The sequence below is a fragment of the Janthinobacterium sp. GW456P genome (assembly GCF_002127655.1).
Lineage (GTDB): Bacteria > Pseudomonadota > Gammaproteobacteria > Burkholderiales > Burkholderiaceae_D > Janthinobacterium.
In genome coordinates this window covers 57,068-76,832 of record NZ_NEHB01000002.1, presented here as the reverse complement: position 1 = coordinate 76,832, position 19,765 = coordinate 57,068, and the positions used below count along the sequence as shown (strand labels likewise).

Annotated in this window: 19 protein-coding genes; 9 read left to right on the top strand and 10 right to left on the bottom strand. The window is 51.4% G+C overall.

All coding sequences use genetic code 11. The annotated features are described in order from the left end of the window. Positions 1–459: 459 nt before the first annotated feature. From CBW66_RS02735 to CBW66_RS02690, 10 genes are all read right to left on the bottom strand, one after another. On the bottom strand, positions 460–2,409 hold the full coding sequence (locus CBW66_RS02735; RefSeq protein ID WP_086138463.1) for a nucleoside-diphosphate sugar epimerase/dehydratase: 1,950 nt from the start codon (positions 2,407–2,409) through the stop codon (positions 460–462). A gap of 94 nt (positions 2,410–2,503) precedes the next feature. Continuing rightward, on the bottom strand, positions 2,504–3,064 hold the full coding sequence (locus tag CBW66_RS02730) for a sugar transferase (protein ID WP_086138462.1): 561 nt from the start codon (positions 3,062–3,064) through the stop codon (positions 2,504–2,506). An 11-nt stretch (positions 3,065–3,075) separates the two neighbouring features. Next, a complete protein-coding gene (locus CBW66_RS02725; protein ID WP_086138461.1) occupies positions 3,076–4,011 on the bottom strand; it encodes an SDR family oxidoreductase in 936 nt (311 codons plus the stop codon). Continuing rightward, positions 4,004–5,248 carry a glycosyltransferase family 4 protein gene (locus CBW66_RS02720; RefSeq protein WP_086138460.1) on the bottom strand — a complete coding sequence of 415 codons (1,245 nt, stop codon included), beginning with the start codon at positions 5,246–5,248 and terminating at the stop codon, positions 4,004–4,006. Before CBW66_RS02720 ends, CBW66_RS02725 begins: the two co-directional genes overlap by 8 nt. Positions 5,249–5,256: 8 nt before the next feature. Next, complete coding sequence (gene wecB / locus CBW66_RS02715; protein WP_086138459.1) at positions 5,257–6,390, bottom strand: non-hydrolyzing UDP-N-acetylglucosamine 2-epimerase; 1,134 nt, start codon at positions 6,388–6,390, stop codon at positions 5,257–5,259. Between the two features lie 2 nt (positions 6,391–6,392). Next, entirely contained in the window at positions 6,393–7,499 is a 1,107-nt protein-coding gene (locus tag CBW66_RS02710) for an NAD-dependent epimerase/dehydratase family protein (protein ID WP_086138458.1), read from the bottom strand. Positions 7,500–7,503: 4 nt separating this feature from the next. Then, on the bottom strand, positions 7,504–8,538 hold the full coding sequence (locus tag CBW66_RS02705; protein WP_086138457.1) for a polysaccharide biosynthesis protein: 1,035 nt from the start codon (positions 8,536–8,538) through the stop codon (positions 7,504–7,506). A 38-nt stretch (positions 8,539–8,576) separates the two neighbouring features. Then, complete coding sequence (locus tag CBW66_RS02700; protein WP_086138456.1) at positions 8,577–9,359, bottom strand: AglZ/HisF2 family acetamidino modification protein; 783 nt, start codon at positions 9,357–9,359, stop codon at positions 8,577–8,579. After that, positions 9,360–9,974 (bottom strand): imidazole glycerol phosphate synthase subunit HisH, encoded by a 615-nt coding sequence (gene hisH / locus CBW66_RS02695; protein WP_086138455.1) that lies wholly within the window; start codon positions 9,972–9,974, stop codon positions 9,360–9,362. Continuing rightward, complete coding sequence (locus CBW66_RS02690) at positions 9,971–11,110, bottom strand: N-acetyl sugar amidotransferase (RefSeq protein ID WP_086138454.1); 1,140 nt, start codon at positions 11,108–11,110, stop codon at positions 9,971–9,973. Before CBW66_RS02690 ends, hisH begins: the two co-directional genes overlap by 4 nt. Before the next feature lie 1,528 nt (positions 11,111–12,638). Here CBW66_RS02690 and CBW66_RS02685 point away from each other — a divergent pair. From CBW66_RS02685 to CBW66_RS02650, 9 genes are all read left to right on the top strand, one after another. Continuing rightward, positions 12,639–13,313 (top strand): acylneuraminate cytidylyltransferase family protein, encoded by a 675-nt coding sequence (locus CBW66_RS02685; protein ID WP_086138453.1) that lies wholly within the window; start codon positions 12,639–12,641, stop codon positions 13,311–13,313. Further along, the gene (locus CBW66_RS02680; protein ID WP_086138452.1) at positions 13,310–14,311 is read left to right on the top strand and encodes an NAD-dependent 4,6-dehydratase LegB; all 1,002 of its coding nucleotides are present in this window, start codon (positions 13,310–13,312) and stop codon (positions 14,309–14,311) included. The genes CBW66_RS02685 and CBW66_RS02680 overlap by 4 nt, the downstream gene beginning before the upstream one ends. Then, positions 14,308–15,480 (top strand): LegC family aminotransferase, encoded by a 1,173-nt coding sequence (locus CBW66_RS02675; protein WP_086138451.1) that lies wholly within the window; start codon positions 14,308–14,310, stop codon positions 15,478–15,480. Before CBW66_RS02680 ends, CBW66_RS02675 begins: the two co-directional genes overlap by 4 nt. 208 nt (positions 15,481–15,688) lie before the next feature. Further along, positions 15,689–16,633 carry an ATP-grasp domain-containing protein gene (locus CBW66_RS02670; RefSeq protein ID WP_086138450.1) on the top strand — a complete coding sequence of 315 codons (945 nt, stop codon included), beginning with the start codon at positions 15,689–15,691 and terminating at the stop codon, positions 16,631–16,633. Between the two features lie 8 nt (positions 16,634–16,641). Further along, entirely contained in the window at positions 16,642–16,944 is a 303-nt protein-coding gene (locus tag CBW66_RS02665) for a hypothetical protein (RefSeq protein WP_205701169.1), read from the top strand. Further along, the gene (gene neuB, locus CBW66_RS02660; protein WP_086138448.1) at positions 16,941–17,960 is read left to right on the top strand and encodes an N-acetylneuraminate synthase; all 1,020 of its coding nucleotides are present in this window, start codon (positions 16,941–16,943) and stop codon (positions 17,958–17,960) included. The genes CBW66_RS02665 and neuB overlap by 4 nt, the downstream gene beginning before the upstream one ends. Before the next feature lie 10 nt (positions 17,961–17,970). After that, a complete protein-coding gene (gene neuC, locus CBW66_RS02655; protein ID WP_205701168.1) occupies positions 17,971–19,080 on the top strand; it encodes a UDP-N-acetylglucosamine 2-epimerase in 1,110 nt (369 codons plus the stop codon). A 120-nt stretch (positions 19,081–19,200) separates the two neighbouring features. Then, the gene (locus CBW66_RS29660) at positions 19,201–19,323 is read left to right on the top strand and encodes a hypothetical protein (protein ID WP_257218029.1); all 123 of its coding nucleotides are present in this window, start codon (positions 19,201–19,203) and stop codon (positions 19,321–19,323) included. 14 nt (positions 19,324–19,337) lie between these two features. Beyond that, entirely contained in the window at positions 19,338–19,742 is a 405-nt protein-coding gene (locus tag CBW66_RS02650) for a UDP-N-acetylglucosamine 2-epimerase (RefSeq protein WP_230492069.1), read from the top strand. The last annotated feature ends 23 nt before the right edge of the window (positions 19,743–19,765 follow it).

The window sequence follows — 19,765 nt, the reverse complement described above, 5'->3', positions numbered from 1 at the left end:
ATTTTTTACTATCTAAGTCGATGTTGATAAAGGTATTTTTTTCTAAAATAATTTTTACTCGTATGGCATACGACTTGGTCGCATCATGTCTATTACTATGTAATATTGAAAGATGTAAGATGCATTTTTATCATCCACTCTAAAAAACATCATCTATTATTTTTACTATTCAGGCGAATGCTACTGCATAAAATAAATGGATTTATCAACAGATATCTATTAGCGTGGTACATTTGGAAAAAATGTAAAACACTCATCAGTTTTCCAGTGCAGGAGAAAATGACGTCAATTGTATGTTAACAGTGCGACGCTCCTTAGTATATCCTTTAATCGCAGTCTGGCAGGATGGCCGCTTGCTTGGTCAAGGCGGTCATCGATACGAATTTGTTTTTTGCCACCTTCCCGAGAACGTCAAGGTGGCGTGGCTTGACTTCCACTGCTGTTGCTTCCGCACCACTATTAATTCGAATTTTGTAGATGGGGGGATGTTTTTGAGGAATCGCCGGGCAGCGTTAGAGACTTTCTTTGCTCGTACCAGATCAAATCCTCGATTCCGCATTGCGGTGAGTATTCCTGAACGGCACGCAGCAGCAAAGTACGTACAGTCTCGAATTCAAAACGCTCGCAAGCCGCGTCCAAGTCGCTTAAAATAATCTGTAATTCAGCCCAAGGAATTTCAGATTCTTGGGCGCGCATGATAAGGGGATGTTCGGTTCCTTCAACGTTATCGCCAATTAATAATTCTTCATACAGTTTTTCCCCTGGGCGCAAGCCGACGTGGGAAATTTCTATCCCATCTGGCGCGGCTTTGCTTCTGACTTCAAGTCCGCTCAGATGCACCATTCTTTCGGCGAGGTCCATAATTTTGATCGGTTCTCCCATATCGAGGACGAATACATCGCCACCCGAACCCATTGCGCCGGCTTGCAGTACTAGTTGTGCAGCTTCAGGAATAGTCATGAAATAGCGTGTAATTTCCGGATGGGTCAACGTGATTGGTCCGCCATTCATGATTTGTTTACGAAACAACGGCACCACCGAACCGGATGAACCCAGTACATTGCCAAAACGCACCATGCAGAAGCGCGTTCGATTGCCTTCGCGCGCAAATGCTTGCAAAATCAATTCTGCTAAACGCTTGGTGGTGCCCATCACATTGGTCGGACGTACCGCTTTGTCAGTTGAAATCAGTACAAAACATTTTACTCCTGCATCCACTGCCGCTCGCGCAATGCTTAAAGTGCCGAATACATTATTGCGTACCCCTTCGATCGGATTGTGTTCTACCAGCGGCACATGCTTATAGGCGGCAGCGTGGTAGACCGTTTCAACCGTGAAGGTGCTCATGATGCGTTTGCATTTTTCCGTATCCAGTACAGAACCAAGAAAAGGAATCAGATCCAGTTCAAATCCCTGGCCGCTGTTCAATCCCTTGAGTTCCTGTTTGATGGAATAAAGAGCAAATTCGGACATTTCCAGTAAAATCAGACGCGCCGGTCGCAAACGGATAATCTGCCGGCATAGTTCGGAGCCGATCGAGCCCCCGGCACCCGTTACCATCACGGATTTGCCAGTGATGCAGCTGGCGACCAGCGTCAGATCGGGCGCGACTTGGTCGCGCCCCAGCAAATCTTCGATTTCAATGTCGCGCACATCCTGCAGGCGCAGCTCGCCGCTGACCAGGCTTTCCACCGGCGGCGTCACTTTGACCTTGACCTTGAGCGTTTCCAGCTTGTTCAGGATGTGCTTTTGCCTGCTTTTAGACAGCGACGGCATGGCCAGCAGGACTTCGCTGATCTTCGCCTTGCTGATCAACTCCGGCAGATAGGCTGCGCTATGGACCTTGATACCGCCTATGGTGGCGCCATTTAATTCCGCCATATCGTCGATGAAGGCCACCGGCAGATACTCCTCGCCCGCGCGCAGTGCTTTGGCCAACTGCGAACCAGCTTTTCCCGCGCCGTAAATAGCGACCCGCACCGTTTGCTGGCTGCCATGCGGGTACAGCAGAAAACCACGCGCCAGGAAGCGACTCGCCACCACATAGGTGATCGCGCTGATCCAGTAAATACCAAAGACGCCGCGCGACAGCCCCGACATATGGGTGACCAGGGCCGCCAAGGTGACCAGCATTGCTACTGAAATAGTAACGCCGAGTATGACAACATAAACGATTTTCTGGTCGATGAAGCGGATGACGGCACGGTACAAGCCTAGCCGTATGAAAATAGGAATCGAAATGACCGGTACGGAAATAATCAGCCACAGGTAATGCGTAAACAATGGGGCGCTTGATAAATCGTACCGCAAGAGAATTGCGCAACAAAATGTTAGTGGCAGGAAAATTAAATCTGCCGTCGCCGCTATCAATTGTTTCTGGATACGTGATAAATCAAGAAATGATTTCATTTTTCTATTCAAGCGTAATTGGAGATGAGTGCTATTGAATGGCGAATATTATCTGCCGCCAGCACATGATGCAGGAATAACAACAACCGCCAATCTAATGGGTCACCCCATCGCGGCGTACGACTTTCATGAATGTCAGTAAGATAATTTTCAAATCCAGCGCCAACGATTGATGTTGCATGTATTCCACGTCGAGTTTGACCTTTTCTGGAATCGGCAATTCGTCGCGGCCGTTAACCTGAGCCCATCCGGTCAGGCCGGGCAGGATTGCGTCCACTCCATTCTGGGTGCGCAGCGCGATCAGGTCGTCCTGGTTGAATAGTGCCGGGCGTGGGCCGACAAAACTCATATTACCGCACAGAATACTCCAAAGCTGGGGTAGTTCATCCAGGCTGGATTTACGTAAAAAAGAGCCGCACGGTGTCAGGAAGCGCTTCGGATCGGCCAGCAAATGGGTCGCCACCGCAGGCGTGTCGGTACGCATGGTACGGAACTTCGGCATGCGGAAGATCTTGTTGTAGCGTCCCACCCGATCCGACCAGTAGATCGCCGGGCCTTTCGATGTCAATTTGACGCACAGCGCCACCAGCACGATAGGGAGCAGCAAAATTAGGCTGGCCAGCAGGGCCAGCAGCAGGTCGAATAGTCGTTTCATGCTTATACTTGTTATTGTTTCAGAAAGTGTGCCACGGTTTTATTGATGGATTCCTGTATATCCGGCACCGGTTTCCAGCCTAGCGTAGCTTTGGTATGGGCGATGTCCACTTGCAGCGAGCCGAGCAGCCGATCCGCCACCGCTTTCTTGCCCAGCAGCGCGGCGCAACGCTGGATCAGCCCGGCCGGCACCGGCATCAGCCATGTGCGCTTGCCCATGCCGCTGGCAAGCATGCGCAACAATTCACCGATGCTGACATCGTGATCGTCCGACACCATGAAGGTCTGGCCCGGCGCAGCAGGATGACGGCAGCACAGGATCAGCAGATCGACCAGATTGTCCAGCGCCACCATGCTGCGCTGGTTATGAATCGCCCCCAGCGGCAGTGGCAGTCCGATTTTGGCCAGTTGCATCAGACGCATGAAATTGGCGCGTACACCGGGCCCGTAGACCAGCGGCGGGCGGACAATCACCAACTCCAATCCGGTGGCCAGCGCCACTTCTTTCAGCGCCAGTTCGGCCTCCAGCTTCGATTGGCCATATGGGTCTTGCGGCGCGCCTGCGTCGAAGGCGGTAAACGGCCGGGTGCCTGTGGCCTCGCCATTGACTTTCACGCTGCTGACGAAGACGAACCGCTTCACTCCATGCTGGGCGGCCTGCCTGGCCAGATGCACGCTGGCAGCCACATTGACGGCGCGGAAAGCGGTCAGCGGATCGTCCGATGTGTCGTTCATGACGTGCACCCGCGCCGCCAGGTGGATCACCGCATCGCAGCCAGCCAGGGCCTGCGACCAGTCGGTCGTGGCGCTCAGTTCGCCAACCGCCAATTGGGCTGGATTGCTTGCCTTGCGTACCGCGGCTGTGCAGGTAATGGAGCGCCGCTCCAGTTCGGCGCACAAGGCCGTACCGACAAAGCCGCTGGCCCCGGTAACGAGGATGTTAGACATGGCTGCTCACTTTATTCTTGGTTGACACGAGATCAGCAAAATGGCCTTCCAGCTTATCGATCAACAGTTTTTTCTCAAATTGTTCTGCATAGCAGCGCTGCGCCGCTGCGCCCATCGCGGCGCGTTGCTCTACGCCGGCGTCGGCCATGCGCACCACGGCATCGGCCAGGCCGGCGGCATCGCCGGCGGCACAGGCATAACCGGCGCCCGACTCGCGAATCACTTCGGCGCCTTCGCCATCGAGCGCGCCGATCAGCGGCAGGCCCGATGAGAGGTAAGTCTGGACCTTGCCCGGAATCGTCATGGCAAAGATCTCGCTGGCCTTCAGTGTCACCAGCAAGGTGTCGGCATGGGCAAAAAACGATGGCATGCGCTCGAGTGCAAAGCGGCCCGGCATCAGCACCTGATCCTGCAAGCCGCGGAGCGCGACCTGCGCCCTGACCCAGTCGGCCATGCGTCCGTCACCGACAATAATCCAGCGAATCTCGCGCCGTTCGCGCAAGCGCTCGGCAGCGTCCAGGATGGTGGGGAAATCTTGCGCATCGCCGATATTGCCGGCGAATAGGACATTAAATGCACCTTCTTTGGACGGCACCTCAAGAGCCGGGATCACCGTTTCTTCATGAAACAATTCTTCCGCCCAACTAGGGAAATAGCGGATTTTCTCGCGTTGCGGACAATACTTTTCTATCCCGCCGATAAACGATTTGGATTGCGCCAAAATCAAGTCGCAGTGGCGATAAATGAAGCGCACCATTACTCCGACCGCATTGAGCACCTTGCGTGATTTCACGACGCCAACGGCGCTTAGCGATTCCGGCCACAAGTCAAGCGCCCAGAACACGATCGGCGTCTTCTTGAACAACTTCAGCACCAGAGCCGGGATGCCGACAGTGATCGGCGATGGCTCGTACACGAAAATCACATCATATTTCTTGCCGATCAGTTTGAGCGGGCCGAGCAAGGAGCCGGATAAAACGAAACTCAGGTAATTGAGCGCCAGGCGCAAGGCTCCCTTGCCGCGCGGCGTCAGCGGTACCCGCACCACCCGGACCGCGCCAAATTGCGTATATTTGGCTCGATTCTCGCTGAAATCCTCGTAAATTTTTCCCTCAGGATAATTCGGCCAGCCCGTCAATACGGTGACTTCATGCCCCCGCTGCTGCAATTCCGTCGCCAGGTCATTGATGCGAAAGTTTTCTGGCCAAAAATACTGGCTAACGATTAATATTTTCACGCTGTCGCTTATCCCGCCTTGTGCCACACTTTACGGTTCACGTAATCGGTATAGCTGTGCAGGATGCGTATCACTTTATCGGACACGTTCGGCGCGCTGTAATCGGCCACCAGCTTCAGATCGCGCGACGCGCCGCGCTGCTGGCTTTCCAGGATCGCCAGACCCTGCAGCACGCGCTCCACTTCCAGGCCGGTCATCATGACCGATGCTTCCTCCATTCCTTCCGGCCGCTCGTGCGCTTCGCGGATATTAAGGGCCGGGAAATTGAGGATGGACGATTCTTCGGTAATCGTACCGCTGTCGGACAGCACGGCTTTCGAACTCGATTGCAGCTTGACGTAATCCTTGAAGCCCAGCGGTTTCAGCAGCCGCACCAGGGGATGGAAGGTGACTGCCTTGGCGTCGACCTTCTTTTGCGTACGCGGATGGGTCGATACGATCACCGGCAACTGGTAGCGTTCTGCCACGGCATTGAGCGCCGCCACCAGCTTGGTGAAATTGATTTCGGAATCGATGTTTTCCTCGCGGTGCGCGCTGACCACGAAATACTGGTTTTCGTTCAGGCCCAGGCGCGCCACGGCGTCCGAAGCGTCTATGCCGTCTTTGTAATGGTGCAGCACTTCATACATCGGGCTGCCGGTCTTGATCACGCGGTCCGGCGGCAAGCCTTCGCGCAGCAGGTATTCGCGCGCGATGCTGCTGTAGGTCAGGTTGATGTCGGCAGTGTGGTCGACGATCTTGCGGTTGGTTTCTTCCGGCACGCGCTGGTCGAAGCAGCGGTTGCCCGCTTCCATATGGAAAATCGGAATCTTGCGGCGCTTGGCGGGAATCGCCGCCAGACAACTGTTGGTGTCGCCCAGGATCAGCAGCGCGTCCGGCTGCACCTGCTCCAGCACGGCATCGACGGCGATGATAATCTTGCCGATGGTTTCGGCGGCATTCGCTCCTGCCGCGTTGAGGAAGTGGTCAGGCTTGCGCACTTCCAGGTCGTGGAAAAAAATCTCGTTGAGTTCGTAATCGTAATTCTGTCCGGTATGTACGAGCACATGCTCGCAATGCTGGTCCAGCTTGGCCAGCACGCGCGACAGACGGATAATTTCAGGCCGCGTGCCAACCACGGTCATGACTTTCAGCTTTTTCATTGTCAAACCTTGTAGGTAATCGTATCGGGATGCTGGCGGTCGAAAATCTCGTTAGCCCACAGCATGACGATCATTTCTTCGTCGCCGATATTGGTAATGTCGTGCGACCAGCCGGGAATGGTTTCCACCACTTCCGGCGACTTGGCGCTGGTGCAATGCTGATGCGTGGCACCGCTATCGATATGGCGGAAGCCGAAACGGGCTTCGCCCTTGATCACCAAGAATTTCTCGGTCTTCGTGTGGTGATAATGGCCGCCACGGGTAATCCCCGGATGCGCCGTAAAAAAGGAAAACTGCCCGGCGTCATGCGTCTTCAGCATTTCCACAAACACGCCGCGCGGATCTTCATGCTTGACCAGCGGATAAGAAAACTGTTCGGGCGTGAAATAGGTGATGAAGGTCGAGTACAGCGCGCGGGTCAAGCCGCCGCCGACAGCCTCGGTAACCAGGTTGGTGCGGCTGTCCTTGAAGATTTGCAATTGCTGCGCCAACGCGCCGACGCTGATGCGGTACACCGGCTGCACTTCCTGGTACTCGGCCGGCACGGGCGTTTGCTGCATCACGTCCAAAAATGCGGCGATGACGTCGTCGATATACACAAGTTCGATCTGCGCGGCCGGGTCGTTGATTTGCACCGGCAAACCTTGCGCGATATTGTGGCAAAAGGTCGCCACCGCCGAATTGTAATTCGGCCGGCACCATTTGCCGAACACATTCGGCAGGCGGTAGATATATACTGGCGCGCCGCTTGCCGCACTGAAGGCACGCAGCGCATCTTCGGCGCCGCGCTTGCTGCTGCCGTAGGCATTGTCGCGTTGTGCCTGGATAGACGAAGTGTAGATGACGGGCACCGCGCGACCGCTTGCCCGCAGTGCGTCGCACAAGGCCTGGGTCAGGTCGGTGTTGCCTTGGGCGAACTCCGCTTCCGTCTGCGGCCGGTTGATGCCCGCCAGGTGGAAGATGAAGTCGGCCTGCGCCGCCTTTTCGCCCAGTGCCTTCCAGGATTCACCCTTGACGAAGGTCTGCACCTCGATGCCGGCCCGTTCGCGCAAATGAACCATCAGGTTCCTGCCGATGAAGCCCTGGGCTCCGGTGACTAAGACTTTCATGCACTTAACCTTCCGCTACCGCTGCTTCGCCGCGCACGATGGCCTGGATGAAGTCGAGCTTCATTAGCAGCTTCTGCATGCCGTCCTGGTCCAGGCGTTCGGTATTATGCGAGTTGTAGTCTTCAAATGTGGAAATCTTCTGTTCGCCCTGCTCGACGAATTTTCCGTAATTCAAGTCGCGCAAATCGGGCGGCACGCGGAAATACTCGCCGAGGTCGGTAGCCGCCGCCATTTCCTCACGGCTCAGCAAGGTTTCATACAGTTTTTCGCCGTGCCGGGTACCGATGATATTGACTTCATGATCGGGCTTGTCGAGGATCGCCAGCAGCGCCTGCACCAGCACCTCGACCGTGGCGGCCGGCGCCTTTTGCACGAACATGTCGCCGTTGGTGCCGTGCTCGAAGGCGTACAGCACCAGATCGACCGCGTCTTCCAGCGTCATCATGAAGCGCGTCATGGCCGGATCGGTGATCGTGATCGGCTGGCCGGCCTTGACCTGTTCAACGAACAGCGGGATCACCGAACCGCGCGACGCCATCACATTGCCGTAGCGGGTGCCACAAATGACAGTCTTGGCATCATCCAGGTTGCGCGATTTGGCGACCATGACTTTTTCCATCATGGCCTTGGAAATCCCCATCGCATTGATCGGATAGGCAGCCTTGTCGGTGCTCAGGCAGACCACTCGGCGCACGTTGTTCTGAATGGCGGCTTCGAGCAGATTGTCGGTGCCAAGGATATTGGTTTTCACCGCTTCCATTGGGTGGAATTCGCAGGAGGGCACTTGCTTCAGTGCGGCCGCGTGGAAAATGTAATCCACGCCGCGGGTGGCGTTGAGCACGCTGTCGAAATCGCGCACGTCGCCGATGTAGAACTTCAGCTTGGGGCTGAGGTACTTCTTGCGCATGTCATCCTGCTTTTTCTCATCGCGGCTGAAAATGCGGATTTCACCGATGCCGGTGTCCAAAAAACGTTTTAACACGGCATTCCCGAAAGAACCCGTACCACCGGTAATCAGAAGAACCTTGCCTTCAAACATAATATCTCTTTTCCGTTAATCGCATTAACTTGTGATGTTTAAGACTCGCCCAGTGTGTTGCGCACCAACTCGTCGCGTTGCTGCACATTGGGATAATTGATCAGTACTGCCTTGTAAGCGCCCTTGAAGACGAACAGGCTGCCGGCAGAGGCGCCGACCACGCCGCAAGCGCGGATCAGTTGCGCGACGTCGTCGAGTGAACCGGCGCCGCCCAGGATGGTGATCGGCAGTTTCACGGCGGCGCGTATCTTTTCAGCCAGCGCCAGATCGTAGCCTTTCATCTGGCCATCGTTTTCAATCGAATTGATAACGATCTCGCCCGCGCCCAGCGCCTCGGCCTTTTGCGCTACTTCCACCGCGTTCAGCTTGGTATTCTTGCGACCGTTGTGCAGGAATACATCGTATTCCTTGCTCAGCATGCGTTTCTTGACGTCCAGCACCACGACCACGCTCTGACTGCCGATTTCATCGGCGATCTGGCGGATCAGTTCCGGATTTTCAATCGCCGCCGCACTGATGGCGATTTTTTCCACGCCCAGGCTGATGATGCGCTTTGCCTGCGCCACGGTGCGGATGCCGCCGCCGTAGCACAGCGGCATGCGGCACTCGGCCGCCAGGTCGGCAATGAGTTTATAGTCCGGTTCGACGCCGTTGACTGTGGCATCGATGTCGAGCACGATCAGTTCGTCGCTTTCCTTTTCATTGAAAATCTTGACGGCATTGATCGGGTCGCCCACGTATTTCGGATTCTTGAACGACACCGTCTTGACCAGGCCTTCTTCATGCACCAGCAGACAGGGGATGATTCTCGGTCTCAGCATTTACAGCTCCGCAAAGTTTTTCAGAAGCAAGGCACCATAGTGGTGGCTCTTCTCGGGATGGAATTGCACCCCGTAGACATTGCCGGAGCGAACCGCACAAGCGAAATTGAGGCCGTAGGTCGAACTCGCCATCACGCTCTCAGGCTGCGCACACTCGAAAAAGAACGAATGCAGGAAATAAAAACGCGCATCGTTCTCCAGGCCGGCGAACAGCGCGTGCGGCACGACGGGGGCGACATCGTTCCAACCCATGTGCGGGGTCGGCAACTGGGCCGACAGCGCTTCGCCCTTGAAGGCGCGCACCTGGCCCGGCACCCAGCCCAGGCCCGACAGCTTGCCTTCATCGCTGCCTTCGGCCAGGATTTGCATGCCGACGCAAATCCCGAGCACCGGCACCTGCTCGTCGCGCACCAGGGTTTCCAGGGTGCCGCGCATGCCTGAGGCGTCGAGCAATTCCATCGCATGGTCGAATGCGCCCACGCCCGGCAAGATGATTTTGCTGGCGCCTTCCAGCTCGGCCGCAGTTTTCACCGCCATCGCCGGAATATTCATGCGCTTGTACATATTCGAAAAAGCGCTAATATTGCCGAGGCCGTAATCGACAATCTTGATCATCGGATGATCGCCTTCTGGAAGCCGATCAGGCGCAATGCCTTGGTGATGAAATTGAGTAGAGACATGCTGGACTTATAATCCGAGTAACTCTTGTTCTCGCCATGCATCAAGGCTTTCAATTCATCGATTGTCAGCCCCAGCTTGGTAGCAATGTATTCGAAATCCTGGGCCACGGTCGCCTCGTCGTAAGCCTTGATGGCGATCTTGTCGAGCGCTTCCTGGCGGCTCAGTTGACCGGTCAGTATCAAGCTGGAGAAGTGGGCGCGGCGCTTGTCGAAGCCAAATTTGGTCGGCAGCCAATAACCTTCATAAAATCGGGTAAAACGCGATTCATAGTGTTTGTGTGCATACTTTTGCCAGCCATAGGTGTCAACCAGCAATTGCATTGCCTCCTCCTTAATGAAAGGCACGCAATTAAGCGGCTTGACGACTTTGACACCCTTCACGAAACGGTAGTAGATCTTGTACTTGAAAATGTCGCACAGCGGAAAGGTTTTCAGCTTGCGCTTGCCGAAGCGGCTATGGATATCTTTCAACTGGGTCAGGTCGGACGCATGGTAGTGCCACTCCAGGGGCTCGCGCACGCATTCGGTGGAATAGTTGGCGCCCGTCAGGATGTACTTGACCCCGTTTTTGGCGGCGAAATTGTACAGCGACGCAAAAAAAGCGTGATCTTGCGGCGTGTCGATATGCGGCACTTGGGCCTTGAAAAAGGCCAGTTGTAAATCCTGCATTTCCTGCCAGTTCACGACTTCGGTATGCAGGTCGAAACCGAGGCCGTCCACCATTTTCTCGATATTGTTGACTGCTTGCTGCGAGTTCCAGCCGGCATCGACGTGGAACAGTAAGGGGCGCAAGCCATGTTGTTTGGCCAGATAGGCCACGTAAGAACTATCGACGCCACCGCTCAGGCCGATAATGCAATCGTGCGGCTTGCCAGCACCATCACGTTTGATGCGCTCGACGTCTGCCAGCAATTGCTGGTGGCCGCGCTCGTCCGGATGCCAGTTTGGAACGATATTAGCATGATAATTGTTGCAGTAATCACACCAACCTTTTTCATCGAAAGTAATGTTCGAATCCGAGGTGTCCATGATGCAATTGCTGCAGATAGCATAGTCACGCTTGGTTTGCATTGATTGATCCATGAGAAATAATTGTCAAAATTGAAAATTGCAAAGATAATGTACGGTCTGATAAAATTTTAAGATTTCAGCAAAGCTAACTATTATACAGGAATACCTCCCCCTTCAAACGCGGGAGGCGCATTTTTTGAGGCAAAATACAGAGAATCTACCTTATTTTTAATAAATTAAAGGCATTATTACTCTCTGTTTCATTTGGCCTGTATTCTCGGATAATTTGAAAATATAATGGCGCACCACAACTCGCGGCGCCTGAGTCAAATTCCGGGGCGGGTGCCGACCGCGTGCATCCCCCTTGCTTCGAAGGGCCGGGTGCTCTTTGCCGGCGCCGGCAAGTCTTTTGAGGCGCGATGGCTGGCTGTCCGTTTTGCTTATCACTTAGATTATATCTGTTGTCCAAGCCTGTCAGCCATTCTTGCTAGTACTGTGTGGGTCATGGCGATTTTTTGCCGACACTAGCCGTGCCTGCGGTATCTTTTCCGACATGTGGTGATCGCAATCGGCTGCCGTCGCTTATGCTGGCGGAAAGTGCGCCATGCAGCGGCATCATAGACCAGTCCCTGTCTGCTTCGAGCGTTCTGCTGCAGGCCTGGGCAACTGTCTGCGCTGAGTTTGAAAGGGTGGGTGCGCGCATGCAACTTGCGGCACCTTGCCCACCTTGATGGTGCGGTAGTTTTGAGCGCTTTGTGTCAGGGAAGTGTTACAAATAATTACATAATAGGTGTGGCGTATTGGCCTCAATTTTATCCTCGTGCATGCGCCAGGTATGCGAATATCTGCTGGTGTCATGGTTCCCTGTTGTTAATGGGCGTATCGCCTGAGCCAAGCTATTCCTGCTATCGACCAGATCGCGAGCGCCTGGACTCTGATCGAGACTGGTGGCGGCATGAGGGTTTGGCCCGGTCGGCCGACTTGTCGCGTGGCGGCACGCTGCCCAGACAGCAAGGAAGCGCCGGCTAAGCGCAAGTTCGGGCGCAGGGGCGCCTCATCATGATCCTCGGATTGATTGCGAAGTGGCAACTGAAAATGATCAGCAAGTGGCAGGCATGAGCCTGATACTCTGGTCAGCACATAATTCGGTCGCTGCAACGAAGGTCGAGCCTGGTATTGCCCACTGTGCTTGCTTTTAAGCGAGTTGGCTGCGCGCCCGCTTACTCGCTTGTCGCAATCGGCTTTCATGGTAGCTAGGTGCCAAAATGGCGCTGCTGCGCAAAGGCTCCGTGTTATACTGGCGCCAGTGTAATGGCAATACTGGTTTTTTGTAAACGAGGGTTGGTATTTATTAAATCCCTGTTGCGTTAGAAGCAGCATTGATCTTGATTCTAAAAAAATGTCACATTAGCAATTCTGATGAATCCGATTTCAATAAAAATACTGCGCAACGTGTTTCTTTATTTTTGCGATTTATAAAAAAGTATTTAACATTGATGAAATTCATTCGAAATCCAGGCTGCTGCCTGCCTGATCTTGTGGTAGACCTTTTTGTGGCATTTCCGGGCGATCTTTCGGGAATGCACATATGAAAACGCTGGCGTTGATACCTGCGCGTGGCGGTTCAAAAGGAATTCCTCGCAAAAATATTAATATGATCGCCGGCAAACCCCTGATTGCCTGGACGATCGAGGCTGCGCTGGCGTCCACTCTGCTCGATGGCGTAGTGGTAAGCACGGATAATGCTGAAATCGCAGAAGTGGCGCTGCGCTACGGCGCCCAAGTACCGTTTCTGCGTCCGGCCGAATTGGCCCGTGACGAGACTCCTGGCGTGGAGCCTGTGCTCCACGCGCTGCAGCAATTGCCGGACTATGATGCGGTGCTGCTGCTGCAGCCGACATCTCCCTTGCGCAGCAGTGCCGACATCGATGCCTGCGTTGCTTTGGCGCGCGAGCGGGAAGCCGTTTCGGTGGTGTCAGTCAGCGAACCCGATGCACATCCTGACTGGATGTACCGAATGACGGCAACGCTGCAACTGGAAAAGTTGTTGGCTTCCCAATCGCACACTCGACGCCAGGATCTGCCGACTGTATTGACGCTGAACGGTGCTTTATACTTCGCCAATGCCGACTGGTTGCGGAGCAGCCGCACCATGCTTGCCGAGGAAACGCTGGCTTATGTCATGCCAGCGGACCGTTCGGTCGATATCGATACCCCCCTGGACTGGAAATTCGCCGAATTATTGTTGAACGAAAAAATATGAAAAAAAAGATATTAATTACTGGCGCCGATGGTTTTATCGGCTCCCACCTGACTGAGGCTCTGGTACGCGCGGGCTATGATGTGCGTGCCTTTGTTTTGTACAATTCATTCAATTCCTGGGGATGGCTGGACCGCTGTTCGGCCGACGTCAAGGGCAAGTTTGAAGTGTTTGCCGGCGATGTGCGCGACCCGAACGGCGTGCGTACCGCGATGAAGGGATGCGATGCCGTATTGCATCTGGCTGCGCTGATTGCAATTCCATATTCCTACCATTCGCCCGATACTTATGTCGATACGAATATCAAGGGTACGCTGAACATCGTCCAGGCCGCGCGCGACCTGGGCATCGGCAAGGTGGTGCAAACCTCGACCAGTGAAGTGTATGGTACGGCGCGGTTCGTGCCGATCACCGAAGAGCACCCTTTGCAGGGCCAATCGCCATATTCTGCAAGCAAGATCGGCGCGGACCAGATCGCGATGTCCTTCCACGCCTCCTTTGGTACCCCGGTTACTCTGTTGCGTCCGTTTAATACCTACGGCCCGCGCCAGTCGGCCCGCGCGGTGATACCGACAATTATTACCCAGATCGCGGCAGGCATGCGCGAGATCAAACTTGGCGCGGTGCACCCGACGCGCGATTTCAGTTATGTCGCCGACACCGTTGCCGGTTTCATCGCCGCCATGGAGTCCGAGCGCGGCATAGGCGAAGTGATCAATTTGGGCAGTAATTTCGAGATTTCGATCGGCGACACCGCGCACGCGATCGCCGAGGCAATGGGCGTGGAAATTTCAGTTGTCACCGATGACCAGCGTCTGCGTCCGGAAAAGAGCGAGGTCGAGCGGTTGTGGGCCGCCAACGGCAAGGCGCGTGACTTGCTCGGCTGGCAACCGCAATACGGCGGCCGCGACGGTTTCATCCGCGGTCTGCAAGAAACCGTTGCCTGGTTCAGCGATCCCGCCAATTTGGCCAGTTACAAAGCCGATATTTACAACGTATGAACGATACCTCTTCCCAACTCTCCCTGCCGCTGCAAGTGGTCGCCGCCATCCGCTCGGTGGTCGGCGAGGGACCTGCAGCCCTGCACGAACCGCGTTTCCGTGGCAATGAGTGGAATTACCTGAAAGAATGCCTGGACTCCACTTTCGTCTCGTCGGTGGGTAAATTCGTCGATCGCTTTGAGCAGCAGTTGGCCGAATTCACCGGCGCCGCGCGGGCCGTGGCCGTGGTCAACGGCACCGCTGCTTTGCATGTCGCGCTGCGCATGGCCGGCGTCGAGCCGGGCGACGAAGTGTTGTTGCCGGCATTGACCTTCATCGCTACCGCGAATGCCGTCAGCTATTGCGGGGCGACGCCGCATTTTGTCGATAGCGAAGAAACTTCTCTGGGCATGGATGCGCAAGCCTTGCGCGAGTATTTGAATGGCAGCACCGAAATGCGCGGTGGTCAGTGCATCAACCGTCAGACCGGCCGCGTCATCCGCGCCATGGTGCCGATGCATACCTTTGGCCACCCGGTCGATATCGACGCCTTGCTCGGCGTGGCCCATGATTTTCATCTGCAAGTGATCGAAGACGCAGCCGAATCGCTGGGCAGCACTATCGGCGGACGTCATACTGGCACTTTTGGCGTGATGGGGACGCTCAGCTTCAACGGCAATAAAACCATTACCACTGGCGGCGGCGGGGCGATCCTCACCAACGATCCGGAATTGGGTGCCCGGCTCAAGCACATCACCACCACGGCAAAGATCCCGCACCGCTGGAATTTCCTGCATGATGAAATTGGCTACAATTATCGTTTGCCTAACATTAATGCCGCACTCGGTTGCGCCCAGCTTGAACAATTGCCTGGTTTCCTTTTGAGCAAACGGCAATTGTTTGACCGTTACGCGGCCGCGTTCGCAGGTGTGGAGGGCATGCATATGGTGGCGGAACCGGCCGGCCGGCACAGCAATTATTGGTTGCAGACCCTGGCGCTCGACGAAGCGCATGCCAGCTATCGCGACGAAATTCTCAGCGCCACCAATGATGCCGGCCTGATGACGCGCCCAGTATGGCATTTGATGCATCGCCTGCAACCCTACAGCTGCGCGCCGTGCGCGCCAGTGCCCGTGGCGGAATCGCTCGAACGTCGCCTGCTTAATTTACCGAGCAGTGCAGGCTTGTAAATATTCTCATTGTATGTTGGCCTGGAGTGATTTTTTTTGATGGAAATAAAATAGTTACTTCAGGCGGAGGCGGTGCTTTAGTGGCAAATGATATTAAGCTTGTAAAAGAGCTAAATATGCACCTTGTCAGAAGGAAGAACAGGCCAATGCATTGTTCTTAGAAAAGCGAATTGTGAAAACATCAAGCAACATTATTGAATAACTTGTCATGCAAAAAAAAGATATAAATATACTTTTCCTCGGAGGCGCCAAACGCGTTTCTCTTGCCGAAAAATTTATTGATGAAGGTAAGGAAAGAGGTCTAAATGTAAATATCTTTTCATACGAGTTAGATATTAATGTTCCAATCTCATTGGTTGGAGAGATTGTTATCGGATTGCGATGGAGTGATAAGAACTTATACGATCATTTGCTTGAAACTATTAAAACAAAAAAGATTAATATTGTACTGCCTTTTTTGGATTACGCTACTATCGTATCAGCCAGGCTGAAAAAGCTCGTGGAGGATAAAGACGTTTTCATGCCGGTTTCGGACGAAGGTATATGTGAAGTTTTTTTCAACAAGCGCCTTGCTAATGAGTGGTGCATAGAAAACAGTATAAATATACCTTCTGACACTAATAATTACCCATTGATAGCAAAGCCGATACATGGGTCTGCATCCAAAGGTATCTTAATACTTGAATCACCTGCAGATTTTGATAACCTGACAAATAAAGAAAATTATCTGGTTCAGAAATTTGTTAAAGGTAAAGAATACAGTGTAGATGTTTATGTCTCTGTCCAGGATAAGGAAATAGTTTCAATTGTTCCAAGGATACGATTGGAAACTCAGGGCGGCGAATCTATAAAATCTATCACGCTTAAAGATGAAAGATTAATAAATTTTAGCAGGGAAATTATTGAGAAAACAAAATTAGTTGGCCCTCTTACGCTTCAGTTGATTGAAGATTCGGCAACTAAAGAACTTTACTTTATGGAAATTAATCCAAGGTTTGGTGGCGCTGTACTAAATTCAATTTTTGCCGGTGCAAATTCCCCAAAATATCTTTTAAATGATTTCTATAAAATAAAGAATTCATATGATGGAAATTGGATCGATAGTTTCTTAATGATGCGACGTTTTTCAGAAAATTATAAAATATGCAAATAATAATAGACATGGATGGTACAATTTGTACCGAAGAAAAAACATATAGCAGATCAATGGCTAAGCCGTTGGATAATGCAGTTGAATCTGTAAATAATTTATATGACGAAGGACATACAATAATCATTTATTCTGCGCGTACCTGGATGGAATATGAGATGACTGTGGACTGGTTGTCAAGGTATGGCTTTAAATACCATCAGCTGATGTTAGGAAAGCCGATTGGAGATGTGTGGATCGATGATCGTGCTATTACCTGTAATGGATGGGATAATGTTAATAAAATTCTAGACGAAAAAAGAAAGAAAAAATGAATAAAGTTCTAATCATTGCTGAGGCAGGTGTAAACCATAATGCGGACATTAATATTGCAAAAAAATTAATCGACGTTGCCAAGGAGGCTGGTGCTGATATTGTTAAATTTCAAACAGCAGTGCCGGAGCTCGTAATGACTGAGCAGGCGGAAAAAGCAGTTTATCAAATTGATAATACCGGTATAGCTTCTGAAAGCCAGCTGGATATGGCTAAAAAAATTCATCTTCCTCTTGAAGCTTATAAAGAGTTACTGGATTATTCAAACAGCGTGGGGATAAAATTTTTATCAACGCCTTTCGATCATGTTTCAATTGATTATTTGTATAATCTTGGTCTTGATATATTCAAAATACCTTCGGGAGAAATTACTAACCTTCCATATCTTCAGACAATAGGAAGAATGAAGACGAATGTAATTTTATCTACAGGAATGTCAACGCTTGACGAGATAGGTGAAGCGCTAAAAGTTTTGATTGCTGAAGGAACTTTAAAAGAAAACATCACCGTTTTACATTGCAACACCGACTATCCTACAAAGATGACAGATGTTAATCTTAAAGCGATGATAACTATCGGTGAAGTGTTTGGGGTAAAAATTGGATATTCTGACCATACCCTTGGTATTGAAGTGCCGGTTGCCGCTGTGGCAATAGGGGCGACTGTGATTGAAAAACACTTCACTTTAGACCGTTCAATGGATGGTCCTGACCATTTGGCATCTCTGGAACCTGATGAATTGAAAGAAATGGTTAATTCTATCAGAAACATTGAAAAGGCTATGGGTTCAGCTGAAAAGTTGCCTACTGAATCTGAAACGAAGAATATAGTTATTGCTAGAAGAAGCATTCATATAGTGGATGGCTTAACGAAAGGGCATATCATAACTGAGAAAGATTTGATTATGAAAAGGCCGGGAGATGGAATTTCTCCTATGTATATTCAAAATGTTTTAAATAAGAAATTAAATAAAGATGTAGCGAAAGATCATAAACTTTCGATTGACGATTTGGTTTGAATTGAAAGCCATGATTAAAATAGCCTTACTTACAAGTTCACGAGCAGATTACAGTATATATTATCCTTTGATTAAAGAAATTCATAAACAGAAAATCTTTGAATTGGATATTATAGCTTTTGGCAATCATAATTCCTTGATTTATGGTAATTCTGTTGGCAGGATTGAAGAGGATGGTTTTAGGGTCAAGTACAAAATTGACGCCTTGGTTCTTGGTGAATCTCCAGAGTCAATTTCTGATTCTATGGGTTTGACGATGATGAAATTTTCATCAATCTGGAGTCTGGAAAACTACAAATTAATCATTTGTTTGGGAGATCGTTATGAAATGTTTGCGGCAGTAGCTTCTGCTGTGCCATTTAACATTCCGGTTGCACATATTTCGGGTGGGGAAATAACTTTAGGGGCTATTGATAACATCTTTAGGAATAGCCTGACGCTAATGTCTAAACTCCATTTTGCATCAACAGAGCAGTATAAAGACCAAATCGTTAAGATTGTCGGAGATGAGCATAAAGACGCGGTCTTTAACGTAGGTGCATTAAGTATAGATAATCTGAAGAATGTTGATTTTCTTTCTGTCGAAGAGTTTAAGAAAAAATTCAATATTGATCTGACTAAAAAGAGTATTCTGATCACTTTTCATCCGGAAACTGTTTCATTTGAGAAGAACGAAACCTATACAGATGAACTTATCGCTGCTCTAACGCAACTGAAAGCTTACCAGCTGATCATTACAATGCCTAATACTGATACCATGGGTAATATGATCCGCCTGAAACTGAAGGATTTTATAAGTTCTAATGTCAATGCAGTAGGAATTGAATCCTTTGGCACTTTAGGATACCTGACCTGCATGAAACATTGTGAATTTATGTTGGGAAACACCTCAAGCGGTTTTGTTGAAGCATCATTTTTCCCGAAATTTGTTATAAATCTTGGTGATAGGCAAAAGGGAAGGATTGAAACACCTAACATCTATACAACGCCGGTTACCAAAGAAGATATACTTAATACGGTGAGAAAAATTGAAGCAACACCATTGCCGGAAAAATGCAACATTTATGGTGACGGCAATACCGCATCTAGAATAGTAAATGCTATTAAAAAGATACTTTAGTGTTTTAGGCGCCGATACCGTGATTGGTTCCGGGTCGGCGGTCTTGCAGGATTGCATAGCCAGTTCGGTTTACATCGGCGTTCTGGCCAAATAATTAAACAAAGATCGTTGAAGAAATACATGAAAACCCTTATCATCGCAGAAGCTGGCGTGAATCATCATGGCGACCTTGAACTGGCCAAACAATTCATCCTGCCACGCTTGAGAGCGCATCGTCGCCTCAGCAAATGCCAGAACTATTGAACGCCTTGGACGACGTGACTGATTGCCGTTTGATTTTCGCGATGCCGAATGCGGATACGGGGAGTTTCCTCTTGTCTTCGATGCTCGATGGCGTAGTGGAAAATTCCTCAAACGGGATTGCCGAAGCGCCAAGCGTGGGCATCGGCACGATCAATATCGGCGACCGCCAGCGCGGCCGTTTAATGACGGACAGTGTGATTGATTGCGAGCCCGATGCCGTATCGATAAGCACGGCTCTGCAGCATCCGTACTCTACAGAATTCCAGTCCGGGCTGGCAACCATGACCAATCTGCATGGCAATGGTGGCGCCAGCCAAAAGATCGTTCAAGTGCTCGGTGAATATCCGCTGGAGCATATTTTGAAAAAATCTTTCTACGATCTTGCCGATATCAGTCCGCGCGTCGAGACGAGCCGGTAAGAATCCGGCACTTTTAATCCGAC

What these genes read in the sequence shown, in the direction of transcription:
- CBW66_RS02735 (WP_086138463.1), bottom strand. Translation starts at nt 2,409, where the DNA reads ATGAAATCATTTCTTGATTTATCACGTATCCAGAAACAATTGATAGCG.
- CBW66_RS02730 (WP_086138462.1), bottom strand. Translation starts at nt 3,064, where the DNA reads ATGAAACGACTATTCGACCTGCTGCTGGCCCTGCTGGCCAGCCTAATT.
- CBW66_RS02725 (WP_086138461.1), bottom strand. Translation starts at nt 4,011, where the DNA reads ATGTCTAACATCCTCGTTACCGGGGCCAGCGGCTTTGTCGGTACGGCC.
- wecB (WP_086138459.1), bottom strand. Translation starts at nt 6,390, where the DNA reads ATGAAAAAGCTGAAAGTCATGACCGTGGTTGGCACGCGGCCTGAAATT.
- CBW66_RS02710 (WP_086138458.1), bottom strand. Translation starts at nt 7,499, where the DNA reads ATGAAAGTCTTAGTCACCGGAGCCCAGGGCTTCATCGGCAGGAACCTG.
- CBW66_RS02705 (WP_086138457.1), bottom strand. Translation starts at nt 8,538, where the DNA reads ATGTTTGAAGGCAAGGTTCTTCTGATTACCGGTGGTACGGGTTCTTTC.
- CBW66_RS02700 (WP_086138456.1), bottom strand. Translation starts at nt 9,359, where the DNA reads ATGCTGAGACCGAGAATCATCCCCTGTCTGCTGGTGCATGAAGAAGGC.
- hisH (WP_086138455.1), bottom strand. Translation starts at nt 9,974, where the DNA reads ATGATCAAGATTGTCGATTACGGCCTCGGCAATATTAGCGCTTTTTCG.
- CBW66_RS02690 (WP_086138454.1), bottom strand. Translation starts at nt 11,110, where the DNA reads ATGCAAACCAAGCGTGACTATGCTATCTGCAGCAATTGCATCATGGAC.
- CBW66_RS02685 (WP_086138453.1), top strand. Translation starts at nt 12,639, where the DNA reads ATGAAAACGCTGGCGTTGATACCTGCGCGTGGCGGTTCAAAAGGAATT.
- CBW66_RS02680 (WP_086138452.1), top strand. Translation starts at nt 13,310, where the DNA reads ATGAAAAAAAAGATATTAATTACTGGCGCCGATGGTTTTATCGGCTCC.
- CBW66_RS02675 (WP_086138451.1), top strand. Translation starts at nt 14,308, where the DNA reads ATGAACGATACCTCTTCCCAACTCTCCCTGCCGCTGCAAGTGGTCGCC.
- CBW66_RS02670 (WP_086138450.1), top strand. Translation starts at nt 15,689, where the DNA reads ATGCAAAAAAAAGATATAAATATACTTTTCCTCGGAGGCGCCAAACGC.
- CBW66_RS02665 (WP_205701169.1), top strand. Translation starts at nt 16,642, where the DNA reads ATGGATGGTACAATTTGTACCGAAGAAAAAACATATAGCAGATCAATG.
- neuB (WP_086138448.1), top strand. Translation starts at nt 16,941, where the DNA reads ATGAATAAAGTTCTAATCATTGCTGAGGCAGGTGTAAACCATAATGCG.
- neuC (WP_205701168.1), top strand. Translation starts at nt 17,971, where the DNA reads ATGATTAAAATAGCCTTACTTACAAGTTCACGAGCAGATTACAGTATA.
- CBW66_RS29660 (WP_257218029.1), top strand. Translation starts at nt 19,201, where the DNA reads ATGAAAACCCTTATCATCGCAGAAGCTGGCGTGAATCATCATGGCGAC.